This is a genomic window from Bacillota bacterium, from assembly GCA_040754675.1.
Taxonomy (GTDB): domain Bacteria; phylum Bacillota; class Limnochordia; order Limnochordales; family Geochordaceae; genus Geochorda.
Genome location: JBFMCJ010000270.1, coordinates 1 through 5,577, shown reverse-complemented (window position 1 = coordinate 5,577; position 5,577 = coordinate 1). Strand labels below are relative to the sequence as shown.

Here is a 5,577-nt window from a genome sequence, read left to right as displayed (position 1 = left end):
TTTACCGTCGCGGTGTTCGTCACGTACAGAGGGCGGCTCCTGCTCATGTTTCATCGCCGCTACCGCAAGTGGCTGCCCCCCGGCGGCCACATCCGGCCCGGCGAACTCCCCGACGAGGCGGCGGTGCGGGAGGTCCAGGAGGAGACAGGGCTCGTCGTGCGGCTGGCGGGCGAGCGCGCACTCCCGGTAGAGGTACCGAGGCAGCTCACCAGGCCGGAGGGCATCCAGCTCGAGGTGATCGAGCCCGGCCACGAGCACATCGACCTCATCTACTTCGCCGAGCCGCTCCAGGCCGGCGGCGTAGAGCCGTCGCTCCCCGAACTGCGGCCCAACAGCGAGGTGGCCGCCATCGGCTGGTTTTCGCTGCAGGAACTGGAGAAAATGGACCTGACCGAGGAGATCCGGCTCTGGTCCCGAAAGGCGCTACAGACGCCCCACCGCAGGCCTTCTGCCTAGGGCCTGCGGCCGCAGCCTGGCCAGAGGGAGGCCATCACGCGGGACGTGGAGAGTGTCCTGGTCGAGTGCGTTCCCAACTTCAGCGAAGGCCGGCGGCCGGAAGTCATTGCGGCCATCACGGAAGCCATCGCAAAGGTGAAGGGTGTCCGCGTCCTGGACACCGAATCCGACGAGGATCACCACCGTTGCGTCATCACCTTCGCCGGGCCCCTCGAGCCCGTCCTCGAGGCGGCCTTCGCCGGCGTGGCGGAGGCGGTGGCGCGCATCGACCTCCGGTCGCACACGGGCAGCCACCCCCGCATCGGGGCGGCCGACGTGGTGCCGCTGGTGCCCATCCGGGGCGTGACGCTGCAGGATCTGGTGCCGGCCGCCCGCCGCCTCGGCCAGCGCATCGCCGAGGAACTGGGCGTGCCGGTCTTCCTGTACGGCGAGGCGGCCACCTCCTTGAAGCGGCGGGACCTGAGCTTCCTGCGTCGCGGCAACTTCGAGGGACTGCAAGAGGCCATGGACACCGATCCCGAACGCCGCCCGGACTTCGGGCCGGCCCGGGTGCACCCCACTGCGGGCGGCACGGTCGTGGGGGTGCGGCCGCCCCTTGTTGCCTACAACGTGGAACTCAACACGGGTGAACTGGAAGTCGCCAAGGAGATCGCCCGGCGCGTCCGGGAGTCGAGCGGCGGCCTGGTGAACGTGCGCGCCATCGGCGTCAAGCTCGAAAAGCGCGGCACCACCCAGGTCTCCATGAACCTGCTGGACTACCGCAAGACCCCCGTCTATCGCGCCTTCGAGCTGGTCGCGGCGGAGGCCCGGCGCTTTGGCGTCGCCGTCCGGTCAAGCGAAATCGTGGGGCTGGTGCCGGAAGACGCGCTCATCGAGTGCGCCGAGTACTACCTGCAGCTCGTCCCTCCCTGGAACCGGCGCCAGATCCTCGAACGCCGGCTGGCCGAGGCGGAGGCGGCCGACCGGGCCGAGCAGGGCGGGCTCCCGCAGCGGGCAGAGGATGGATGAGGGAGCAAGCTCGTGGCAGCACCGTTGTCCTCGCGGGCCCGCAGCCGGCTGTATGCCGACCTGCTGGTCAGGCGGGCCTCCCAGCTGGTGACGCTGGCTGGCCATTCCGATCGCCCGATCCGGGGCGCCGTGGACGAAGCCGCCCTCGGCATCGTCGAGGACGGGGCGGTGGCGTGTGCGGGCGACCGCATCGTGGCCGCCGGCCCCACCTCCCGGGTCGAAAGCCGCATCGCGTGGGACTCCCGCACGGCCGTCATCGACGCCCGGGACCACGCCGTCATCCCCGGCTTCGTGGATTGCCACACCCACTCCCTGTACGCCGGCGACAGGGCCGCGGAGTGGGCCAGGAGGCTGCGGGGCGAGAGCTACCTTACGATCCTGCGCTCGGGCGGAGGCATCCTGAGTACGGTGCGGCGCACCCGGGAAGAGCCGCTGGATGGCCTGGTGCAGGCCGCGGTCCAGCGCCTCTTTCGTATGGTGCGCTCGGGAACCACCACGGTGGAAATCAAGAGCGGTTACGACCTCACCCCGGCGGGGGAAGTGCGCCTGCTCGAAGCCGTCCGAGCCTGCGCCGAACTCGTGCCCATCCAGGTGGTGCCCACCTTTCTCGGCGCGCATGCGGTTGCCCCGGAGTATGCGGGTCAGCCTGACCGCTACGCCGCTCTGGTGGTGGACGAGATGCTCCCGGCATTGGCCGCCAGGCCCGAGCTGGCGCGGTTTTGCGACGTCTTCTGCGAAGAGGGGGCGTTCGACGCCGATCAGTCCCGGCGGATCCTAAACAGAGCCCGAGAGCTTGGCTTTGCGCTGAAAATCCATGCCGACCAGTTCCACGCCGGGGGCGGCACCCGCCTGGCCGCGGAACTGCAAGCCGTCAGCGCCGATCACCTGAACTTCGCAACCCCCGAGGAACTCTCGCTTCTGGCCGCATCCGGCACCGTGGCAGTCCTCCTGCCCGGTGCGGAACTCACCATGCGAAGCGCCAAGCGCCCGCCCGTTGAGGCCATGCGCGAGCTCGGCGTCCCGATGGCCGTCGCGACGGACCACAACCCGGGGACGAGCCCCATCGAGTCCATGGCGCTGGCGTGTGCGCTGGCCTGCCCGGTGCTGGGCATGACGCCGGAGGAGGCGCTGGCGGCGGGCACCATCAACGCCGCCCACGCCCTCGCCCTGGGCCAGGAGGTGGGCAGCCTCGAGGTGGGAAAGCGTGCGGACCTCGTGGTGCTCACCGGCCCCTCGTACCTGCACCTGCTTTACCGCCTGGGCGTCGACGGCGTGGAGGCGGTGGTGGGCGGGGGCCGCGTCGTGTGGGCCGGCGGAGGGGGCGCAGGCCCGTTGTCCGGGACCGCCCAAAAGGAGCGCGAGGATGTCACGTGAACAGGAGGTCGCACGGCGCCGGGAGCGGGCGCGCCAGGAAGGCCTGAGGGCCGAACTGGTCAGCGGCGAGCCGTTCCTTGGGCGGTACCGGGTGACGGGGCGATCCGGGCGCGCGCACGAGGTAAAGTTCCGCTGGGCAAGGGGCGCGGCCTGCAGGTGCGACTGCCAGGACTACGAGACGAAGGGCCTCGGAACGTGCAAGCACATCGAAGCGGTATGGCTACACCTGGAAGAGCACCTGGGCCCCGAACGCCTCTCCCAACAGGCTGCCCGCGCCTCCCGTCCGTCGTGGGCGGGCGCCGTGCTGGACGGGGGTTCTGCCGTCTTCTTCGACCTCGAAACGCAGCGCATCTTTGAAGAGGTGGGCGGCCGTCACCACCTGGACCGGCTGGGCGTCTCGGCGGCCGTCACGTACAGCGACGCGGACGGGGGTTTCCGGGATTACCTGGAGCAGGACGTGCCGGCCCTCATCGAGCGGCTGCTGCGGGCGCCGCTCATCGTGGGGTTCAACGTCCTGCGGTTCGACTACGAGGTGCTGGCCGGCTATTCGGCGCAGGCCGACAGGCTTTACGGGGTTCCAACGCTCGACCTGATGCTCGAGCTGGAGCAGAGCCTCGGTTGGCGGCCGGGGCTGGAAAGCCTGGCGCGGGCCACGCTGGGCACGTCCAAGCTGGCGACGGGGCTGGAGGCGGTGGAGTGGTTCCGGCAGGGGAGGTTGAGCGACGTGGTGCGCTACTGCCGGGAAGACGTGGAGATCACCCGCCGGCTTTTCGAGTTCGGGCTTTCGCAGGGGTATTTGAAGGTCGTCGACCGCCAGGGGCAGGAGCTTTCGGTTCCGGCCTCGTGGCGTGCCGGCGCCGCGGCGTGAGGAGGAGGCGTTTCGGGGTGGCGCTTCGGGTCAGGGTGCGGCTGTTTGCAGCGCTTGCCGAACGGGCGGGCGGGCGGCGGGAGGTGTGGCTGGAACTCCCCGGCAAGGCCACGGCGCTTGACGCATGGGAGGCGCTGGAGCGGGCGCTTGGGTCCCCCTTGAACTTCCCGCGGCAAAGCGTGCGCGTCGCCGTCAATCTGGTCTATGCGCCCTGGGAACGGGTGCTTGCCGATGGCGACGAGGTGGCGTTCATCCCGCCCGTGGCCGGCGGGAACGGAGCCGCGGGAAGGGCGGCCGGCGCCGCGCCCGTACGGGTCATCCTGACCGCCGAGCCGCTCGGCGCCGACGCCGTGGTGGACTCCCTCGTAGCCCCCGAGATGGGCGCCATCGCCGTCTTCGTCGGCGCCGTCCGGGAGTGGACGGCGGCGGCTCCCGGGGGATCGGGCGGGCAGGCAGGCGGCCAGGCCCGCCGCACGCTCGAAATCCTTTACGAGGCGTACGACGAGATGGCGCGGCGGGAGATGGACGCCATCGGGCGCGAGGTGACGGCCCGCTGGCCCGGGGCCCGGGTGGTCCTGGCGCACCGCACCGGGCTTTTGCGGCCGGGCGACGTGAGCCTGGTGATCGCCGTGGCCGCGCCCCACCGCGCGCCGGCCTTCGAGGCGGTGCGCTGGGCCACCGACGAGTTGAAGAAGCGGGTTCCCATCTGGAAAAAGGAGCGCTACGAGGACGGCGAGGAGTGGGTCGGCCTCGGTGCCTGAGGGCCTACGGGGACGGGCGCACCAGGGGAACGAAGAGCACGGGCAGGATGTTGTCCATCTCCACCCGGTCCTCCAGCTTGCGAACCAGCCACAGCACCTGCCCCTCGCGCCGGGGACCCACCGGCACCACCAGCCGCCCGCCGACCTTCAACTGGTCCAGGAGCGGCGGCGGGACGTGATCCGGTGCCGCGGTGACCACGATGGCGTCAAATGGGGCTTGTTCGGGCCAGCCGAGGTATCCGTCCCCCACCCGGATCTGAACGCTTGAATATCCGAGCCGGCGCAGCCGTTCAGCAGCCGACAGCGCGAGCTCCGGGATCACGTCGATGGAGTAGACGTAAGGCGTCAGTGCCGCGAGCACTGCGGCCTGATAGCCCGAGCCGGTCCCGACCTCCAGCACCCGGTCGCCGGGCTTGAGCGCCAGAAGCGTGGTCATGAGGGCCACGATGTAGGGCTGGGAGATGCTCTGGCCCCATCCGATGGGCAGGGCCCGGTCGGCGTACGCCACCGCTTGATAGGCAGCCGGCACGAACCGGTGGCGTGGCACCCGGGCCATCGCCGCCAGAACGCGGGGATCCAGGTGTTCCGACTGCAGCGCGGCGGGCGCCACGGCACCCGCCTCCTTTACGCCGGCGAGCCTACAGGTTCGGGTTTGGATTCGTCCCGGACGGGTCCAGCTCCTGCGCGGCCGTCTGCGGCCCGGCCGGCGGCGCAGGGGCGCCGAGTTGTGCAGCGGGTTCCACGGGGCGAACCGAGACCCCGGACGGGGCGAGGCTGAGAAGCACGAGCCCTCCGGACGGCGAGACCGGAGGAACGCCCATCAGGTGCACGCCATCCACCAGCCGGTGCGTGAGCGTCTCGTCGCCAAACAGCACCCAGGTCTCGACCCCTTCCCGCAAGGCCAGCGAAAGCCACCGCACGAGCATCTGCCCCTCTTGCTTCTGAGGCCAGGCGAGCGGGGAGGTGGGGGTCAGCACGAAAAGCCGGCGGATGCGCTCAGACTTTGCGCGGCGCAGCTGGTCGGCCACCCAGTCCCAGCGTGCGGCCCAGGGAGCCAGGATGATAAAGCGGCTCGACGCGCGGGTCGCTACGGAGTTCGCTGAACCCAGG

General features: G+C 70.7%; 7 protein-coding genes. 5 read left to right on the top strand and 2 right to left on the bottom strand.

Features of this window, described 5'->3' with window-relative positions:
- From AB1609_14600 to AB1609_14580, 5 genes are all read left to right on the top strand, one after another.
- On the top strand, positions 1-456 hold a 456-nt coding region (locus AB1609_14600), incomplete at its 5' end, for an NUDIX domain-containing protein (protein ID MEW6047689.1).
- Positions 457-501: 45 nt separating this feature from the next.
- Complete coding sequence (ftcD, locus tag AB1609_14595) at positions 502-1,464, top strand: glutamate formimidoyltransferase (protein MEW6047688.1); 963 nt, start codon at positions 502-504, stop codon at positions 1,462-1,464.
- A 12-nt stretch (positions 1,465-1,476) separates the two neighbouring features.
- Entirely contained in the window at positions 1,477-2,838 is a 1,362-nt protein-coding gene (gene hutI, locus AB1609_14590) for an imidazolonepropionase (protein ID MEW6047687.1), read from the top strand.
- Positions 2,828-3,706: a ribonuclease H-like domain-containing protein gene (locus AB1609_14585; GenBank protein ID MEW6047686.1), complete on the top strand. Its 879-nt coding sequence runs from the start codon at positions 2,828-2,830 to the stop codon at positions 3,704-3,706. Before hutI ends, AB1609_14585 begins: the two co-directional genes overlap by 11 nt.
- A gap of 17 nt (positions 3,707-3,723) precedes the next feature.
- Complete coding sequence (locus AB1609_14580; GenBank protein ID MEW6047685.1) at positions 3,724-4,467, top strand: molybdenum cofactor biosynthesis protein MoaE; 744 nt, start codon at positions 3,724-3,726, stop codon at positions 4,465-4,467.
- Between the two features lie 4 nt (positions 4,468-4,471).
- On the opposite strand, the gene AB1609_14575 is transcribed toward AB1609_14580, so the two are convergent.
- Positions 4,472-5,077 carry a protein-L-isoaspartate(D-aspartate) O-methyltransferase gene (locus AB1609_14575; GenBank protein MEW6047684.1) on the bottom strand — a complete coding sequence of 202 codons (606 nt, stop codon included), beginning with the start codon at positions 5,075-5,077 and terminating at the stop codon, positions 4,472-4,474.
- 28 nt (positions 5,078-5,105) lie between these two features.
- The coding region (locus AB1609_14570) for a hypothetical protein (GenBank protein ID MEW6047683.1) at positions 5,106-5,577 on the bottom strand (472 nt) is incomplete at its 5' end.

Excerpts from the sequence above, each read along its gene's own strand:
- AB1609_14585 (MEW6047686.1), top strand. The coding sequence starts at position 2,828 with ATGTCACGTGAACAGGAGGTCGCACGGCGCCGGGAGCGGGCGCGCCAG.